The sequence below is a fragment of the Raoultibacter massiliensis genome (assembly GCF_900199545.1).
Taxonomy (GTDB): domain Bacteria; phylum Actinomycetota; class Coriobacteriia; order Coriobacteriales; family Eggerthellaceae; genus Raoultibacter; species Raoultibacter massiliensis.
In genome coordinates this window covers 1-2,500 of sequence record NZ_LT962669.1, presented here as the reverse complement: position 1 = coordinate 2,500, position 2,500 = coordinate 1, and the positions used below count along the sequence as shown (strand labels likewise).

Sequence of the window (2,500 nt, the reverse complement as noted above, 5' to 3'; positions counted from 1 at the left end):
GCGAAGCCGAGTGAGCTATCCATGGGCAGGCTGAAGCGGGGGTAAGACCCCGTGGAGGGCCGAACCCACTTCGGTTGAAAACGGAGGGGATGACCTGTGGATAGGAGTGAAAGGCTAATCAAACTCGGAGATATCTCGTTCTCCCCGAAATAGCTTTAGGGCTAGCCTCGATCGTTTAATACCGGTGGTAGAGCACTGGATCTTCTAGGGGGCTTCACCGCCTACCGAAAAGAACCAAACTCCGAATGCCGGTATTCCAGAGATCGGGAGTCAGAATATGTGGGCTAAGCTGTGTATTCGAAAGGGAAACAGCCCAGACCGCCTGCTAAGGTCCCTAAATCCATGCTAAGTGGCAAAGGATGTGCGTTTGCCTAGACAACCAGGATGTTGGCTTAGAAGCAGCCATGCATTTAAAGAGTGCGTAATAGCTCACTGGTCAAGTGGACATGCGCCGACAATTCACGGGGCTAAGCATGGTACCGAAGCAGCGGACTGAATTATTTCAGTGGTAGGGGAGCTTTCCATACCGGGTCGAAGCCGGAGGGTAACCGACGGTGGACTGTATGGAAGTGAGAATGCTGGCATGAGTAACGAGAGAAGTGCGAGAAACACTTCCGCCGTAAGCCTAAGGGTTCCTGGGCAAGGCTAATCCTCCCAGGGTCAGTCGGGAGCTAAGGCGAGGCCGCGAGGCGTAGCCGATGCACAACAGGTTGATATTCCTGTACCACCAACGAGCGTTACCACCGATGGGGTGACGGAGAAGGGTAGCTGGGCGGGGTTCTGGACGTCCCCGTGAAAGCGCGTAGGGCGATGCGTAGGAAAATCCGCGCGTCATGTGCCTGAGACGTTAGACGAAGCAATTGAGTGAAGTCAGTGAGCCCATGCTTCCAAGAAAAACCTCTAGGGAGCTACGTTGGTGCCCGTACCAAAACCGACACAGGTAGGCGGGTAGAACATACCAAGGCGATCGGGAGAACTATGGTTAAGGAACTCGGCATATTGACTCCGTAACTTCGGGAGAAGGAGTGCCCCTGACGGTGAAGGACCCCGCGTCCGGAGCTATCGGGGGTCGCAGTGAAACGGCCCAAGCGACTGTTTATCAAAAACACAGGACTCTGCTAAGTCGTAAGACGACGTATAGGGTCTGACGCCTGCCCGGTGCTGGAAGGTTACGTGGATGGGTTAGCGCAAGCGAAGCTCTGAAACTAAGCCCCAGTAAACGGCGGCCGTAACTATAACGGTCCTAAGGTAGCGAAATTCCTTGTCGGGTAAGTTCCGACCTGCACGAATGGCGTAACGATTTGGGCGCTGTCTCAACCATAGACCCGGTGAAATTGTATTATTCGTGAAGATGCGAATTACCTGCGGAAGGACGGAAAGACCCCGTGAACCTTTACTGCAGCTTGACATTGGTTGTTGGTTCGGTGTGTAGAGGATAGGTGGGAGACTTCGAAGCAGGGACGCCAGTTCCTGTGGAGTCGCCCTTGGAATACCACCCTCATCGTATCGGCAACCTAACGTGCGACCGTGATCCGGCGTGCGGACCGTGTCAGGTGGGTAGTTTGACTGGGGCGGTCGCCTCCTAAAATGTAACGGAGGCGTACGTAAGGTCTGCTCAGAACGGTTGGCAATCGTTCGTAGAGTACAAGAGTATAAGCAGGCTTGACTGCGAGACCTACAAGTCGAGCAGAGAGGAAACTCGGTTCTAGTGATCCGGCGGCTCAGAGTGGAATGGCCGTCGCTCAACGGATAAAAGGTACTCCGGGGATAACAGGCTGATCTTGCCCAAGAGTCCACATCGACGGCAAGGTTTGGCACCTCGATGTCGGCTCATCGCATCCTGGGGCTGAAGTTGGTCCCAAGGGTATGGCTGTTCGCCATTTAAAGCGGTACGCGAGCTGGGTTCAGAACGTCGTGAGACAGTTCGGTCCCTATCCTCCGTAGGCGTAAGAGAATTGAGAAGGGCTGCCCCTAGTACGAGAGGACCGGGGTGGACGAACCTCTGGTGTAGCAGTTGTCGACCAACGGCATAGCTGCTTAGCTACGTTCGGAACGGATAACCGCTGAAAGCATCTAAGTGGGAAGCCGGCTTCAAGATGAGTTCTCTTTTCGGTAAGGCCCCTCGTAGACTACGAGGTTGATAGGCCGCAGCTGCAAGCGCTGCGAGGCGTTCAGGCGAGCGGTACTAATCGGCCGAGCTCTTTATCTTACTAATTTTCATCGTCTTCGCATCGTGGGGACGGACGCTATGCAACCTTCAGGGTGCACGGGCATTGAGAACCGAATAGGTCTCATGCTGAATATCCTGCATGAGCGCGACCATGGAGGCAGGGATCACCCGATCCCATTCCGAACTCGGCAGTTAAGCCTGCCATCGCCGAAAGTACTGCGGTGTAGTCCGTGGGAGGATAGGACGTCGTGCTCATGCAGGATATTTTCGTTACCGGCGCCTCGCGGCGCCGGCGGGCCCGCGGGAGCGGGCCCTTCCCTTGCGCCGGGC

General features: G+C 55.4%; 2 rRNA genes (1 of these 2 cut by a window edge). Both read left to right on the top strand.

Annotated elements, in window-relative coordinates:
- Positions 1 to 2,209 (top strand): 23S ribosomal RNA (locus C1719_RS00080) (it extends 757 nt beyond the left edge of the window).
- Between the two features lie 102 nt (positions 2,210 to 2,311).
- Positions 2,312 to 2,425: ribosomal RNA gene (gene rrf / locus C1719_RS00075) — 5S ribosomal RNA — on the top strand.
- Positions 2,426 to 2,500: the final 75 nt, after the last annotated feature.